We start from the raw sequence: 15,275 nt of genomic DNA, 5'->3' as shown, positions 1-15,275 counted from the left end.
TATCAATGACGCTTAATGTTAAAACTCAGTAAACCACTCGGTGGCATAAGGTCTGACTGTCAGCGGCGAATATCGTTGGCGCTATCTGGGGCAATTGCTCAAAGGAAGATTCACCGCTGATCAGGGCATCCAGTTTTGGGTCACCCAGCAGACGCAATGCCAGCGCCAGGCGACGCGCGTAATTCCAGCGCGGCTGCTGGTGAACGGGCAGTTGCCCCACCTGACTGGCACGCAGGGTCAATCGGCGGGAGTGAAACGCACCACCTAGGGGCAGCGCCACCTTGCCTTCGCCGAACCAGCTCATTTCGATGATGCGCCCTTCCATCCCCGCCAGTTCAAGTGCCAGCGCAATCCCATCCGCGTGGCCACTGGCGTGAATCACCAGGTCCTGATCGCTTTGCGCCTGCTCGGGCAGGCAGAACGCAACACCCAGATCCTTGGCCAGGGATTCACGCGCCGGGTTGATGTCAATCAGCTGCACCTCTGTCCCAACAATGCGTTGGCACAGATAGGCCACCAATGCACCGACAACACCAGCACCAATAATGCTGATACGCTCACCGGGTAACGGATTGGCATCCCAGACACCGTTGATGGCGGTTTCCATATTTGCTGCCAGCACCGCTCGCGCAGGAGGCGTATTCTTGGGCAGCGTCTGCACGGCCTCAGTGGGCACACAGTAACGATCCTGATGGGGATACAGGCAGAAAACGGTATGGCCGATCAAGACTTCCGGGCCATCCACCACTTTCCCGACACTGCTGTAGCCATATTTCAACGGTGCGGGGAAATCGCCCTGCTGAAAAGGCGCCCGCATTCGCTGATGCTCGGAGGCAGGCACGCGGCCATGAAAAACCAGCGCTTCCGTCCCCCGGCTAATACCACTGTACAGCGCCCGAACCTCGACATTGCCCTGCTCGCCACGCACCAAGGGTGGCAAGCGCTCTTCATGGAGTTCACCGACCCCAGGGGTCGTCAGCCAGAACGCTGTTGCTAGACGATGTGCCATACGTCGTCATCTCTGTTGTTGAGGTAGAATAGAAAGCCGACTCTCGACAATCCTTCGTTCTTCTACAAGAATGTTACATACTGACAGCTTTGCACCACTTTGCACATTTGACAACATTTCTGTTGCGATTAAAGCTTGATATCGGCTGGCTACGCTAACCGAACCCCGCCAGACAATGCCAGGGAGGTCACCATAATCATTCATCCCAGAACACAGCGTTCCAGCCGTCTCATCAGGCAACTCGTGACACTGTCCGAACTTGTCTGGGGCGGATTTTTACTGCTGCTGGCAGGCGTTGCCTTGCCTTCGGTTTTTGTCTCTACGCTTGCCTGGGGCGTTGCCACAGCGACCTACTTACTGATCGCGGCGCTGGTGTTGATCTTCTGGCAACACGGGCCGCTCGGTTGGGCAAATCGTGTGACACTGCTGCGCGGCGTGTTAATTGCTGTCATCGCGGCGGGGCTGTGGATGCCCCTTTCGCCCCTGGGCTACTGGCAGTGGCTAGGCGTGGCACTGGTGGCACTGCTGCTGGACGGCGTGGATGGCTGGGTCGCCCGGCGTACCCATTCACAGACGGCTTTTGGGGCGCGTTTTGATATGGAGCTGGACGCCTTATTAATCGTATTACTGTGTCTAGGGCTGATACTCAAGACGTCAGTCGGCCCGTGGGTATTGCTGATCGGGGCGATGCGTTACGCCTTTGTGGCGGCTGGCTGGCGTTACCCCTGGTTGCAGAAGGCACTGTTCGATAGCTTGCGGCGTAAAACGGTATGCGTCTGGCAAATTGCGGCTTTGTTGCTCGCCTTAACGCCCTGGACGGCAGACGTCGCAACCCAGCTGCTGGCCCTTAGCGCCCTGGTACTGCTGGTGTACTCGTTTAGCGTGGATACCTTCTGGCTTTACCAGCAGCGCCATCGTTCATAACGGTTTGGCACATTCCCTGCATGATGACAATCACCCTCAGCCACGCGGGAGCCGCGCCTTGATGCCATTTACCCCTTCCCACACCACGCCGCTGGACGCGTCAGCCTTCCATCAGCGCGCGAAAGCACACTTGGACAAGCTCTATGGTCCACGCGCCGATGAAGTGCTGCGACGTTTGCTCACCTTGTTGAAGCATCAGGCACCTGAGCCTTCCGGTACCATGGAAGCCCCATTATGGAGCGAAAAAGACCAATGGCTGATCAGCTATGGCAACAGCCTGTTGGATGGTGAAGACACACCCCTGACCGTGCTGGCTGATTTTCTCAAGACGCATCTGTCGGATTCCTTCAGTGGCGTTCACTTACTGCCGTTTTTCCCCTGGAGCAGCGACGATGGCTTCTCGGTGATTCACTACCGTGAGGTTGACCCGGACCTGGGGGACTGGCCACAGGTACGTGAGTTGGCGGATTACGGCGACCTGGCGGTGGATCTGGTGCTCAATCATGTATCGCGGGAATCCTTGTGGTTTGTGGATTACCTGACCGGCAGCCAGCCGGGGCGCGATTATTTTATCGAAATGGACCCGGAAACCGACCTTTCGGACGTGGTTCGCCCACGCAGCTCGCCCCTACTGGTGCCGGTGGCCACCCGGCGAGGCACGCGCTATTTATGGGCGACGTTTTCCGATGATCAGATTGATCTGAACTTTGAAAACCCGGATATCCTGCTGGAGTTCATCGGTATCCTGCTGTTCTATTTACAGCAAGGCGCGCGGGTAATCCGCCTGGATGCTATCGCCTACCTTTGGAAAAAGGTCGGTACCACCTGCATTCACTTACCGGAAACCCATGAAGTGGTTCGTCTGCTGCGTTCCGTGGTTGACCATGTAGCACCCGGCACGCTGCTGCTCACCGAAACCAATGTGCCACATGCAGAAAACATCAGTTATTTTGGCCTGGAGCGTGTTACTCCTGGGACGCCGCCGGATGAAGCCCATCTGGTTTATCAGTTCCCGCTCCCGCCACTGCTGCTGCATAGCTTGACCAGCGGCGAAGCTGGCACTCTGGCCCGCTGGCTGAAAAGCCTGCCGGAATTGCCGCCAGGATGCGGCTTTCTTAACTTTACGGCCAGTCATGACGGTATCGGCGTTAGGCCGCTGGAAGGCTGGCTGGAACTTCATGAGGTTGAGGCTCTCACCGAGCTGATGCACCGTTTTGGTGGTTTTGTCAGCATGCGCCGCCAGCCAGATGGCAGCGACAGCCCTTATGAAATCAATATCACCTGGTTTGATGCCATGAAAGGCACGCGGCGAGGACCTGACCACTGGCAGGTGCCACGCTTTCTGTGCGGTCAGCAGCTGATGCTTGGCTTACAGGGCATTCCCGCTGTCTACATCCACACCCTGACTGGCACACTGAATGACCTGGAAGTTGTGGAACGCAGTGGACGCTTACGCTCCATCAACCGTCGCCGCTGGCAGCGCGATGAGCTGGAGCGCCTGTTGGCAACCACCAGCACCACTACCTACGACACCTTTGCCGCCCTCAAAAAGATGCTGGCCGTTCGCCGCCAGGAGCCCTGCTTTCACCCTGATGCCGGGCAGTGCGTACTGGATACACCGGCCACTCTATTAGCCTTTCAGCGTGGGCCTTTAGATAACGGCCGCCGCCTAGTGGCAATTCACAATGTGACCGATACTCCCCAACCCCTTGATGCGCTGAACCAGTGGTTAGACACGCACGCTTGGCAGGATATCGTGGCGTGTGAAGCCTGGCAGGCCGACCAGCCACTCCCTCCTTACGGTGTGGTGTGGCTGGTGGCAGAAGAATAAAAATGCGAGTGATCGGACAGAGTTGTTCCGGGGCCTGCCACTATCGCTCACAAAGGGTTCAGAGGGTTTGTGACGTGTCGTTATCTGCTTCAACTGCCGCGTACATGCGTGCTGGCAGATCAGGGATAGCGGCACGCACCCGGTTCCAGCTGGGTATGAACGGCCGCTCGCCAGGGTTATCCAGAAAAGCATTACCGGCTTCCAGCAGGTTAGCCGCAAACAGTTCAACCGCGCGTTCTTCGGCGTGCCGGTCAAGACTCAGCCCATTCATCACCGCATCGTGGTCGTAGGCTTCAATCAGGTCCAGCGCCAGGCGGTAATAAGTGGCTTTGAGGGTACGAAATCCTTCGGCGCTGAAAGTCACGCCCTGGGTCGCCAGCTTGCGATAAAGGGCTTTGGCGATGTCCAGGCTCATGCGGTTAAGCCCGCCAGAGGCGTCCTCTGCCGAGACCGGTTGATGCTTGTGATCGTAGGCATCGGCCAAATCGACCTGGCACAGCCGGTTGGTTGAATAGTTACGGTGCACTTCCGATAGAACGCCAATTTCCAGCCCCCAGTCGGCAGGAATACGAATGCCATCGAGCACTTCGGAACGCATGGAGAACTCCCCGGATAACGCATAGCGATAGCTGTCGAGGTAGTCCAGGTAAGGCAAAGGGCCATGGATCTGTTTCAGTGCACGCAGCAGTGGCGTGACCATCAGGCGGGAAACCCGGCCATTAAGTTTGCCTTCGGCAATACGCGGGTAATAGCCTTTGCAGAATTCATAATTGAAATGCGGGTGCGCGACGGGGTAGAACAGCCGTGCCAGCAAGCTCCGGTCATAGGTCAGGATGTCGCAGTCATGAAGCCCTACCACCGCACTTCGCCCTGAAGCCTGCACAAAACCGGCGCAGAACCACACATTGCGCCCCTTGCCAGGCTGTTGGGGAGATAACCCCTGCGCTTCCAGCTCGGCATCCAATGCACGCAGCCGAGGGCCGTCATTCCACAGGATACGATGATGCTGGGGCAGGCGCGCAAAAAACTCACGGGCATGATGAAACTGGTCCCGGTCTGCCTGATCAAGACCAATCACCACCTCGGACAGGTACGGAACGCAGGCAATTTCATCAACAATATGCTGCAGGGCCGGCCCTTCGAGTTCCGAGTAAAGCGACGGCAATATCAGGCTCATCGGACGCCGCCGAGAAAACTGCACCAGGTCTGATTCCAGCGACTCCACCGAACGACGGGTCAGATTATGAAAATCAGTGATGATACCGTTCTGATGAAAATCGCTCATGACATCACCTCTTCCTGCGCCAGTTCCTGCATTTGCGTTAATGGCCCCGTCACCGCCGGTGTTACCCGGCGGTCAGCTCGCCCCCACCAGTAAGCCACCCCCTCGGCCCAGCCTTGTGGCCCTGCGGCCTGCGAACGATAAAGCGCAGCCTGCCGGGGCGTAACATCGAGCCCATGACACCCCCGGATCACGACGGCCTGGTCCACCGCTTCCAGCATGGCGATGTCATTGGGGCCATCCCCCAGTGCCAGCGTCAACGGCGTAACTCCGCGCAAGGCGGCATAGCGTTCGATCATCCAACTTACTGCATTGCCTTTATGGGATTCACCGGTGACATGCCAGAAGCGCCCGCCCTGTACCAGCTGCAGGTCATCACCCGAAAGGCTTGCACGAAACACCTCAAGCCCTTCGTCATCGCCTTCCCAGACCAGCGGTTCACTGCCTTCACGCATCCTTGCCAGGCGCGCCTGTGGGTCGCTCAGACTGGTAAAGGCACACAGGTCATCTAGGGTCATTTCACTCATGGCGGTAAAACGCACACCGGTATTGTCTTTCAGGCGCTCTCGCCAGACACGCAGGCGCTGGCGGATAAAACCGATGTCCACGCCCAGCGTCTTGATCACCAGTCCATCGCTACCTACCTGACGCTCAAGGCCCGAGTGACACCAGCTTGGCGGCAACCCCACCACAGCCCCGTTTTCAGCAATAAAGGGGACATGCTCAAGCCCCAGCGATTGGCGCAGCCCCAGCAGTTCGCTGCGCGTTTTACTGGTAACGGGGATCACCGGAATACCCAACTGCTTTAGCTGCACAAGCCACTCAGCCGCTGGCGTCCAGTCGTAGGAATGATGGTCCAGCAAGGAACCATCCAGATCAGTAAACAGCACCCTTGATCGGGTGGCCGTATCATGCGGACTCAAATCAGATTGCGAAGACATAGACCACCTGAAAAAAGAATTCTGTTCAGGTTCTGCACATTGCATGCCAACTCAAGGTATGACGCTTTCCATCCGGTCGTCTACTGAAGGCCGATTCCTCCTGATGCGCCCTGTAACAGGGCACGTCATGCCAGCACTGACCGATAACGCACCAGAATCGTGCAGCCTGAACACCCATCATCATAGAGCGGTCATGATGACCTGCGATTTTGCAGCGCAGCATGCTAACCTGATGCCTCAATGCCGAACCACACTGCCCGGAGCCTTACATGAACACCTCCAGTGATCAGCCGCAAACCATTCTGCTGGTACCCACCGGTGAAGGTGCGGGGTTAACGTCCGCCTGTCTGGGGCTGATTCAGGCCCTGGACACCATCGGCCTCAAAGCCGGGTTTCTGAAACCCTTTATGCAGGATGAACTGAATGGTCCTGGGCAGGATCGTTCGACGGCACTGGTATCACGGACGCTCAATGTGCAGCCTCCGGCACCGATTTCTCAGGCGCATCTCGAGCATCTGCTACGCGATGACCACCTTGATGAGCTGATGGAAAACGTCATCGAACGCCTGGAACAGGTCACCCAGCAGGCGCAGCGCGATGCGCTGACACTGGACCTGATCGTCGCCGAAGGTGTGGTTCCCACCTCACATACAACCTACGCCACCCAGATCAACGCCCAGTTGGCGCATGCCCTTAATGCCCGCATTATTCTGGTGGGTACCGGCGACCTGGAAGCCCCCCAGGCGTTGGCGGAAGAACTGGATATGCATGCCAGAAGCTTCGGCGGCACCCGCTCCGACCGCACGTTGGGCTGCATTCTGATGCGCATGCGCAACCTGCCCTACGGTTCGGAGGACGACGACCTCTCGGCCGCTCCCGGCACCATCAAACCCAAGCTTGATGACGCTGTTCTTGAGGAGCTACGCCGCTATTCGCCCTCGCTGGCCACCGAACGGTTTCATTTTATCGGCGTAGTGCCCTACAGCAAGGCGCTCAGTGCCCCGCGCACCCTGGATGTCGCCCGAGCGCTCAAGGCACGTCTTTTAAATGAAGGCGAGGCCAGTCAGCGCCGAGTGCTGGCCACCAGCCTGTGTGCGCGAAGCGCCGCCAATGCACTGCATATCTTCAAGCCCGGCAGCCTGATTGTTACGCCGGGTGACCGTGATGACGTGGTGCTGGCCTCCGCCTTGGCCACCATGAATGGCACGCGTCTGGCAGGTGTATTGCTCACTAATGGGTATATGCCCAATGACAGCATGATTGATATCTGCCGCCCGGCGCTGGCAACCGGCCTGCCGGTGCTGGCCGTCGATACCGACAGCTTGACAACGGCCACACACCTCAGTCAGTTGAGTCACGAAATTCCCATGGATGACTTCGAGCGTGCAGAGCGGGTGGCCCGTTTTGTTGCCGCTCATATCGACCTGGAATGGCTAAAGAATCATGTCAGCCGAGGCTACACACGCCGCCTGTCGCCGTCGGCTTTTCGCCATCAGCTGGTCAAACGGGCCATGCAGGTGAAAAAACGCATTGTCCTGCCGGAGGGCAACGAGCCACGCACCATTGAGGCGGCGATTATCTGCCAGCGGCGCGGCATTGCTGACTGTGTCCTGCTGGGTAACCGCGACGAGATTGAAACCCTTGCCCATCACCGTGGCCTGTCTCTGCCAGAATCATTGACCATCACCGACCCGAAACGTATCCGCGAGCGCTATATAGCGCCCATGGTAGCGCTGCGGCGCGGCAAGCTTAACGACCTGACCGCTGATGCCCAACTGCACGATAACGTGGTGCTGGGCACCATGATGCTGCAGTTAGGCGAAGTCGATGGTCTGGTGTCCGGCGCTGTTCACACCACCGCCAACACCGTGCGTCCCGCCTTTCAGCTGATCAAGACCGCGCCAGCGTACCAGCAGGTATCATCAATCTTCTTTATGCTGCTGCCCGAGCAGGTGGTGATCTACGGTGACTGCGCTGTCAATCCGGACCCGGATGCCCAGACGCTGGCCGAAATTGCTATCCAGAGCGCCCACTCTGCTGAAGCCTTCGGCATTGAGCCACGCGTGGCCATGATCAGTTACTCCACCGGGGATTCCGGCACAGGCGCCGATGTCGACAAAGTCCGCGAAGCCACGCGCCTTGCCAAGGAACGCGCACCTCATCTGATCATTGATGGGCCGTTACAGTACGACGCCGCTGCGATTGAAAGCGTTGGTCGGCAGAAGGCACCGGACTCCCCCGTGGCCGGTCAGGCCACGGTGTTTATCTTCCCGGATCTGAATACCGGCAACACCACCTACAAGGCCGTTCAGCGCAGCGCCCGGGTGGTGAGTGTCGGCCCCATGCTGCAGGGGTTGAACAAGCCGGTTAACGATCTTTCCCGCGGTGCCCTGGTAGACGACATTGTCTATACCATTGCGCTTACCGCAATTCAGGCGAGCCAGCGGGAAGGCTAACCGCCGCGATGCCCGGAGGGTCGGTGAACACCGCATCAAATTCATCCAGCATGGCAAAATAAGCCGGGCGTACGACCCCAAGCTTGCTGGCATCTGCCACCAACCAGGACTGCATGGCCGTCGCAATCGCCGCACGTTTGGGACTAACTTCGTGGAAATGAAAGCAGCTGACCCCGCGCTGGGCATCAATCCCGGCGGCCGAAATCAAGGCTTTGTTGATGCCGAGCCCTTCAATACTCGCGGCTATCTGGTCGCTGCCAAAAGACTGTGACGCCGCGTAATATAGGCCACCCAGAAGTACCAGACGCACATTATTCAAGGTTGCCACCACGTTGGCGACGTTAAGGGCATAGGTTACGACGGTGAGCTCTTGAAAGTCTTCCAGCATGCCCAGCAGCGGTATCAAGGTCGAGCCACAGTCGATGAACAGGGTATCGCCTTCCTGAATATGCGCTACGACGCGTCGGCAAAGCGCCTGTTTGGCCGGATAGCGGCTCGCCTGCTCCTCAGCCACATCATAAGCGGCTGACATATGACCCTTAAGCAATAGTCGTCCGCCGAGCAGATAGATCTCTCGATCTCCGCCTTCCTGCTGAGCCAGATCACGCCGTATGGTCATTTCCGAAACATCACACAAGCTGGCGGCTTCACGCAGGTGCAACGTTCCTTGCTGGCATAGAATCTCCTGCAGTTTTTCCAGCCGTGCGACGCCTCGTGCCTTCATAACGGATCTCCCCTTAGATAACACCCTTACCTGACGGCCTATTGTGCAGGCAACTCACGGCCAGTAGTAGCGCATCAATGGTAGTAAAGGCCGCTAGTTAACATTGCTGGGCTAACTCAACGATAAAGAAATTTTACTGCCTTGATCAATAGTTAGCCTCATATGGCCTATTTACGGACATTTCCGCTCTCGCATTGATGTGATTATCATTGCAAAATAGCGTTATTGAAATAACACTTAATGTGATTTTTTTAACAAAACGACTCGGTCAGCTTGGACGTTTTTTTCAAACCTTATTCCTGGCCCCGTTCCAGACCCTGGTCTTAACCCCTGACTCAACGCTGAGACTCTTATGAAAATGCATTCTTTTGTTCGTCGCTCGTCACTACTTACGCTCGGCACAGGTGCTTTACTCGCGGCATCCGGTTGGCTTAGCCAGGCTCAGGCCAACAGCCCCAACTGGTCGTTCGCCAATGTTTCGGTCAACTATCTTGACTGGTCAGGCGGCACTGAATCACGCACCGCCAGCAATGCAGCCAAAAGCGACTTCGTCTATCTTGAGCTGGAAGGTGGAGCAGGCTACGACTGGGGGGAGTTCTATGGCTTCTTCGATTTTGAAAACCCCACCAACGATCAGTTTGATGCGGCCAGTGGCGGTAAAGACAATTTTCGTACGGCCGGTAAAGTCACCTCGCATATTTATCTGGGTGACAGCCCCTTCTCGCTATACGCCCATCTCTATGATTTCCGCGATTATGGCTATAACGCCCGTGAGCAGGATCAGATTCTGGGCCTGGGGTATCGCACTACCTTTGCCAACGGCTTATGGTTCAAGCCATTTCTGGGCGCCGCACGGGTACAAAGCGACGGCTATACGGGTATGAACGGTTTTATGGCAGGCTGGGTCGCGGGCTATGACTTCACCGCTGCCGGGCAAAACTTCAGCGCTACCAACTGGCATGAACAGACCTTTGGACGCGACGATGATTACCTGAACCAGAACTATGTCAACGGCAAAGCAGATAGCATGGGCACCAACGGCGCCATCAGTGTCTGGTGGCACCCCTCTGACCTGATTACAACCGGCATTCAGTACCGCTATGCGGATGAAAAACTGGGCACACCGAACGATTACCAGAACGCCATGATTTACACCGTCAAACTCAATTTGCTGTAGTTCAGAACATCACCGTCCATAACTTATAAAATATTAAATCTGACCGTCAGGTCAGCGACGCTAAGGGATACGACATGACACTGATAATGAGTCTTGTGGGCATGGTCACGCTGGTGACGATCGCCCTGATATTTTCTTACGATCGCAAGTCAATTCGGCTGCGTACCGTGCTGGGCGCATTTGCCATTCAGGCAGGTATCGGCGCTTTTGTGCTTTACGTGCCCTTTGGCCAGGCGGTGCTGCAAGCCATTTCATCAGGCGTGAGTCAGGTGCTGATCTACGCCAATGATGGTATCGGCTTCCTGTTTGGCGGCTTGGCCGACGTCGATAATGTCGGGTTTGTATTCGCTATCAAAGTGCTGCCGGTGATTATCTTTTTCTCATCGCTTATTGCGGTACTTTACTATATCGGCATCATGCAGTGGGTTATCCGGATTTTAGGCGGCGCGCTGCAGAAAGCCCTCGGCACCTCGCGTACCGAATCCCTCTCTGCTACCGCCAATATCTTTGTCGGCCAGACCGAAGCGCCGCTGGTGGTTCGCCCGTTTATTGCCCGCATGACCCCTTCTCAGCTATTTGCCGTAATGTGTGGTGGCCTGGCCTCGGTGGCAGGTTCGGTACTCGCTGGCTACGCTGCGTTAGGCATTCCCATGGAATATCTGGTGGCCGCCTCCTTCATGGCAGCCCCCGGTGGTCTTCTGTTTGCCAAACTGATTATGCCGGAAAACCAGGACGCAACCGATAGCGACAGCGTTTCCAAAGTAGAAGAAGAGCTTAAAGAGCAGGAAGACAAACCCGCCAACGTATTGGATGCAGCGGCAGCAGGCGCTACATCAGGCATGAAACTTGCCGCTAACGTGGGCGCCATGCTGCTGGCATTCATCGGCCTGATTGCGCTGGTCAATGGCGTTTTAGGCGGCGTTGGCGGCTGGTTTGGCTTTGAATCCTTAAGCCTTGAGCTGATTCTCGGCTGGCTGTTTGCACCGCTTGCTTTCCTGCTGGGTGTGCCCTGGGAAGAAGCCACGCTGGCGGGTTCGTTTATCGGCCAGAAGCTGGTGGTTAACGAGTTTGTGGCCTACATCAATCTGGCGCCTTACATTGATGGCGAGCAGGTGGTTGCCGCTACAGGGCAGATGATGACGCCCCACACCATGGCGATTCTTTCCTTTGCCTTATGTGGCTTTGCCAATTTATCATCCATCGCCATTTTGCTGGGCGGCTTAGGCAGTATTGCACCGACCCGTCGCAAGGAAATCGCCCGTTTTGGCGTAAAAGCCGTGCTGGCAGGTACACTCTCTAACCTGATGTCTGCGTCCATTGCCGGCTTCTTTATTGCTTTACGCGCCGTTGGAAGCTAGCCGATTCATCACGTAACACTGAGTGCGCAGTCAAAGGCTGCGCACTCGCACTTTTTAGCAGGCCGATGTCTTAACAGACCAATGTTTTAACAGACCAATGTCTGAACAGGCCTGTTGTCTATTAGTACTTTCTGTTTTCTCTGACTTAAACGAGTAATCGCCCATGACCGCTTCGATCAACCTTACCCAAGCTGCCCGTCAGGCGCTTTCACTGATGGACCTGACCAGCCTGAATGACAGCGACACCGATGCCAGCACCGAAGCACTGTGTCAGCAGGCAAAAACGCCTTACGGCCACCCTGCGGCGCTGTGCGTCTACCCTTCCTTTATCGTCACTGCCAAGCGCGCGTTACATGCCCATCAGCTGAGCGACAAGGTCAAGGTAGCCACCGTCACCAACTTCCCGGATGGCACTGACGACATCATGACCGCCGCTCGCGCCACCCGCGAAGCCGTCGCCTCCGGTGCCGATGAGGTCGACGTGGTCTTTCCCTATCGCACCTTGATGGCAGGCGATGAAGAGACTGGCCTGGAGCTTGTCGAAATGTGTCACGCAGCCTGCGGTGGCCAGGCGATGTTAAAAGTGATCATTGAATCGGGCGAACTGAAAGACCCTGCGCTTATCAAGCGTGCCAGCGAAATTGCCATTGAAGGTGGCGCCGACTTTATCAAAACCTCGACCGGCAAGGTGGAAACCAATGCCACCCTGGAAGCCGCTGAAATCATGCTCAAGGCGATTAAAGCCAGCGGCAAGGACGTAGGTTTTAAAGCCGCTGGTGGTGTAAAAACGGCCGAAGACGCTGCGGTCTATCTGGCATTGGCTTCCGACATCATGGGGCCGCACTGGGTTACACCCGAGCACTTCCGGTTCGGTGCTTCAAGCCTGCTCGGCAACCTGATCGCTACCTTGCGCGGTGAATCCATTGTCAACGAGGAGGGAGACTACTGATGCCTTCTAGCGCGCCTCACCACGCCCTGCTTCCCCAGGAACTGATCCGCCTGAAGCGCGATAATCAGCCGCTGCCAGCGGAAGAGATCAACGCTTTCGTGCAAGGCATTGCCGATGACCGTATCAGCGATGCCCAGATCGGCGCGTTTACCATGGCGGTATTCTTGAATGGCATGAGCCGTGAAGAAGTCGTGGCGCTGACGACCGCCACCCGCGATTCCGGCCATGTGATGCAGTGGGATTCAATGAACCTGCCTGGCCCGATTGTCGATAAACACTCTACCGGCGGTGTCGGCGATTTGGTGTCATTAGTCCTCGGCCCCTGGGTGGCTGCCTGTGGTGCCTTTGTGCCGATGATTTCCGGCCGTGGCCTGGGCCATACCGGTGGCACGCTGGACAAGCTGGAATCGATTCCTGGCTACGACCCCTACCCCGCTCCCGAGCGCTTTAGCGATATCGTCAAATCCACTGGCGTGGCGATTATCGGCCAGACCGGTAATCTCGCCCCAGCGGACAAACGCATCTACGGCGTGCGTGACGTGACTGCCACCGTGGAATCCATTCCGCTGATTACGGCGTCCATTCTGGGTAAGAAGCTGGCTTCTGGCCTGGATGCCTTGGTAATGGACGTCAAGGTCGGCAGCGGCGCCTTTATGCCCACGCCGGAAAAATCCCACGAGCTGGCGAAAAGTATCGCTAACGTGGCAACCCAGGCCGGTACACCCACCACGGCTCTGCTCACTGATATGAGCCAGCCGCTGGCCCCGTGCGCGGGTAACGCGGTCGAAATAGTCGAGACCCTTGCCCTGCTGCGTGGCGAGCGCGCCAACAGCCGCGTCATGCAGGTCACCCGCGAACTTGCCGTCGAAATGCTGATGGCTGGCAAGCTGGTGACAAGCCGCGAAGAAGCGCTGACTAAACTGGAAAAAGCCCTGACCTCGGGTGCTGCCGCCGAAGTCTTTGCCCGCATGGTGCGCGAACTGGGTGGCCCCGCCGACTTTATGGAGCGTTCAGACAGCTACCTGGCCACGGCCCCGGTCATTCAGGCCGTTTACCCTGAACACAGCGGCATCGTACAGCGCTTCGATACCCGCGCCGTGGGTATGAGCGTGGTCGAGCTGGGGGGTGGTCGCCTGCGCAACGACGCCAGCGTCGACCACAGCGTCGGCTTTAGCGATATCGCCGAAATTGGCGACCGCGTCGATAACCAGCGCCCAATTGCTATCGTTCACGCTCGCAGCGAAGAGGCAGCGGCGCGTGCTGCGGCTCAACTGCGGGCTGCCATCACCCTCGGTGAAAGCGCTGCCGAGGCTGATACGCTAGTGCAAGAAACCTTCCGAGGAGACGCCTGATGCGCCGTGCGATTGTTTTAGTACTCGATTCATTTGGTATTGGTAGCGCGCCGGATGCCGACGCCTTTGGCGATCAAGGGTCCGACACGCTGGGCCACATCGCCGCCGCCTGTGCCCGCGGTGACGCAGATACCGCCGAGCGTTCAGGCCCTTTGAAGCTACCCAATATGGCCGCGCTTGGCCTGTTTCACGCCCACCGCGATGCCACAGGCAACGTGGCCGAAGGCGTTAGCCTACCGGCGCAGTTGGAAGGCGCCTATGCCCACGCCAAAGAAATCTCCAGCGGCAAGGACACCCCTTCCGGCCACTGGGAAATTGCCGGCGTGCCGGTACGCTTTGACTGGGGCTATTTTCTCGATAAAACCAACAGCTTCCCTACCGAGCTGTTGGAAAAAATCGTCCGCGAGGCTGAGCTGCCTGGCGTCATCGGTAACTGCCACGCCTCCGGCACCGAGATCATCGCCCGCCTGGGCGAAGAGCACGCTCAAAGCGGCAAGCCGATTGTCTATACCTCAGCTGATTCCGTTTTCCAGATCGCCGCCCACGAAGAGCATTTTGGTCTGGAGCGCCTCTACGCACTTTGCGAAACCGTGCGCGAGCTGCTTGAGCCCTACAATATTGGCCGCGTCATTGCCCGCCCCTTTAATGGCGATGACAGTAAAAGCTTTGCCCGCACCGGCAACCGCCGCGATTACAGCGTTGAGCCACCCAGCCCCACGGTGCTGCAGAAATTGGCGGATGCGGGAGGCGAAGTGGTCTCGATTGGAAAAATTGCCGACATCTACGCCCACTGCGGCATCACCCATAAGATCAAGGCCAGCGGTCACGACGCGCTGATGGATGCAACGCTCGCCGAAGTCGCGCGCACCGCCAAGAAAACCGACGATTACCCGACCATGATCATGACCAACTTTGTTGATTTTGATTCGGTTTACGGCCACCGCCGTGACGTGCCCGGTTACGCCGCTGCGCTTGAGCATTTTGATGCCCGCCTGCCGGAACTGCTTGCGGCACTCAGCGATGACGACCTGCTCCTGCTCACCGCTGATCACGGCTGCGACCCCAGCTGGGAAGGCACCGAACACACCCGCGAGTACGTGCCGATCATGGTGCGCGGCGCAGACTTTGCGCCGGGAGCACTGGGTCAACGTGACACCTTTGCCGATATCGGCCAGACGCTGGCGGAGTTCTTTGCCGTGGATGCCATGGACGATGGTAAGAGCTTTTTAAACGCTGCCTGAACCGCGGCGTCTAGCGAATTAATCTGATTCA

General features: G+C 57.4%; 12 protein-coding genes. 8 read left to right on the top strand and 4 right to left on the bottom strand.

The genetic code is table 11. The annotated features are described in order from the left end of the window. Positions 1-25 precede the first annotated feature (25 nt). Positions 26-1,009 (bottom strand): zinc-dependent alcohol dehydrogenase, encoded by a 984-nt coding sequence (locus ACU6TU_RS04735; RefSeq protein ID WP_447143426.1) that lies wholly within the window; start codon positions 1,007-1,009, stop codon positions 26-28. A 243-nt stretch (positions 1,010-1,252) separates the two neighbouring features. Between ACU6TU_RS04735 and ACU6TU_RS04730 the strand changes: the two genes are divergently transcribed. Next, positions 1,253-1,933 carry a CDP-alcohol phosphatidyltransferase family protein gene (locus tag ACU6TU_RS04730; protein ID WP_447143425.1) on the top strand — a complete coding sequence of 227 codons (681 nt, stop codon included), beginning with the start codon at positions 1,253-1,255 and terminating at the stop codon, positions 1,931-1,933. A gap of 61 nt (positions 1,934-1,994) precedes the next feature. After that, positions 1,995-3,764, top strand: a complete 1,770-nt coding sequence (locus ACU6TU_RS04725) for a sugar phosphorylase (protein WP_447143424.1) — start codon at positions 1,995-1,997, stop codon at positions 3,762-3,764. Between the two features lie 58 nt (positions 3,765-3,822). On the opposite strand, the gene ACU6TU_RS04720 is transcribed toward ACU6TU_RS04725, so the two are convergent. Both ACU6TU_RS04720 and ACU6TU_RS04715 read right to left on the bottom strand, forming a co-directional pair. Continuing rightward, entirely contained in the window at positions 3,823-5,049 is a 1,227-nt protein-coding gene (locus ACU6TU_RS04720) for a glycosyl transferase (protein ID WP_447143423.1), read from the bottom strand. Beyond that, a complete protein-coding gene (locus ACU6TU_RS04715) occupies positions 5,046-5,987 on the bottom strand; it encodes an HAD-IIB family hydrolase (RefSeq protein WP_447143422.1) in 942 nt (313 codons plus the stop codon). The genes ACU6TU_RS04720 and ACU6TU_RS04715 overlap by 4 nt, the downstream gene beginning before the upstream one ends. 269 nt (positions 5,988-6,256) lie before the next feature. Between ACU6TU_RS04715 and pta the strand changes: the two genes are divergently transcribed. Continuing rightward, a complete protein-coding gene (gene pta / locus ACU6TU_RS04710; RefSeq protein WP_447143421.1) occupies positions 6,257-8,443 on the top strand; it encodes a phosphate acetyltransferase in 2,187 nt (728 codons plus the stop codon). Here the strand turns inward: pta and ACU6TU_RS04705 are convergent. Beyond that, positions 8,409-9,167, bottom strand: coding sequence for a DeoR/GlpR family DNA-binding transcription regulator (locus ACU6TU_RS04705; RefSeq protein WP_447143420.1), 759 nt, complete (start codon positions 9,165-9,167; stop codon positions 8,409-8,411). The genes pta and ACU6TU_RS04705 overlap by 35 nt on opposite strands. 352 nt (positions 9,168-9,519) lie before the next feature. Here ACU6TU_RS04705 and ACU6TU_RS04700 point away from each other — a divergent pair, with 352 nt between their 5' ends. From ACU6TU_RS04700 to ACU6TU_RS04680, 5 genes are all read left to right on the top strand, one after another. Continuing rightward, positions 9,520-10,344 (top strand): outer membrane protein OmpK, encoded by an 825-nt coding sequence (locus ACU6TU_RS04700; protein WP_447143419.1) that lies wholly within the window; start codon positions 9,520-9,522, stop codon positions 10,342-10,344. A 74-nt stretch (positions 10,345-10,418) separates the two neighbouring features. Then, a complete protein-coding gene (locus ACU6TU_RS04695; RefSeq protein WP_447143418.1) occupies positions 10,419-11,702 on the top strand; it encodes a NupC/NupG family nucleoside CNT transporter in 1,284 nt (427 codons plus the stop codon). A gap of 163 nt (positions 11,703-11,865) precedes the next feature. Further along, positions 11,866-12,651 (top strand): deoxyribose-phosphate aldolase, encoded by a 786-nt coding sequence (gene deoC, locus ACU6TU_RS04690; RefSeq protein ID WP_447143417.1) that lies wholly within the window; start codon positions 11,866-11,868, stop codon positions 12,649-12,651. After that, positions 12,651-14,003 carry a thymidine phosphorylase gene (deoA, locus tag ACU6TU_RS04685; protein WP_447143416.1) on the top strand — a complete coding sequence of 451 codons (1,353 nt, stop codon included), beginning with the start codon at positions 12,651-12,653 and terminating at the stop codon, positions 14,001-14,003. Before deoC ends, deoA begins: the two co-directional genes overlap by 1 nt. Then, positions 14,003-15,244, top strand: coding sequence for a phosphopentomutase (locus tag ACU6TU_RS04680; RefSeq protein ID WP_447143415.1), 1,242 nt, complete (start codon positions 14,003-14,005; stop codon positions 15,242-15,244). The genes deoA and ACU6TU_RS04680 overlap by 1 nt, the downstream gene beginning before the upstream one ends. Positions 15,245-15,275: the final 31 nt, after the last annotated feature.

This window comes from Halomonas sp. LS-001 (assembly GCF_052983955.1).
Note: the sequence above shows the minus strand (reverse complement) of the source record. Positions and strands in the feature narration are given on the sequence as shown.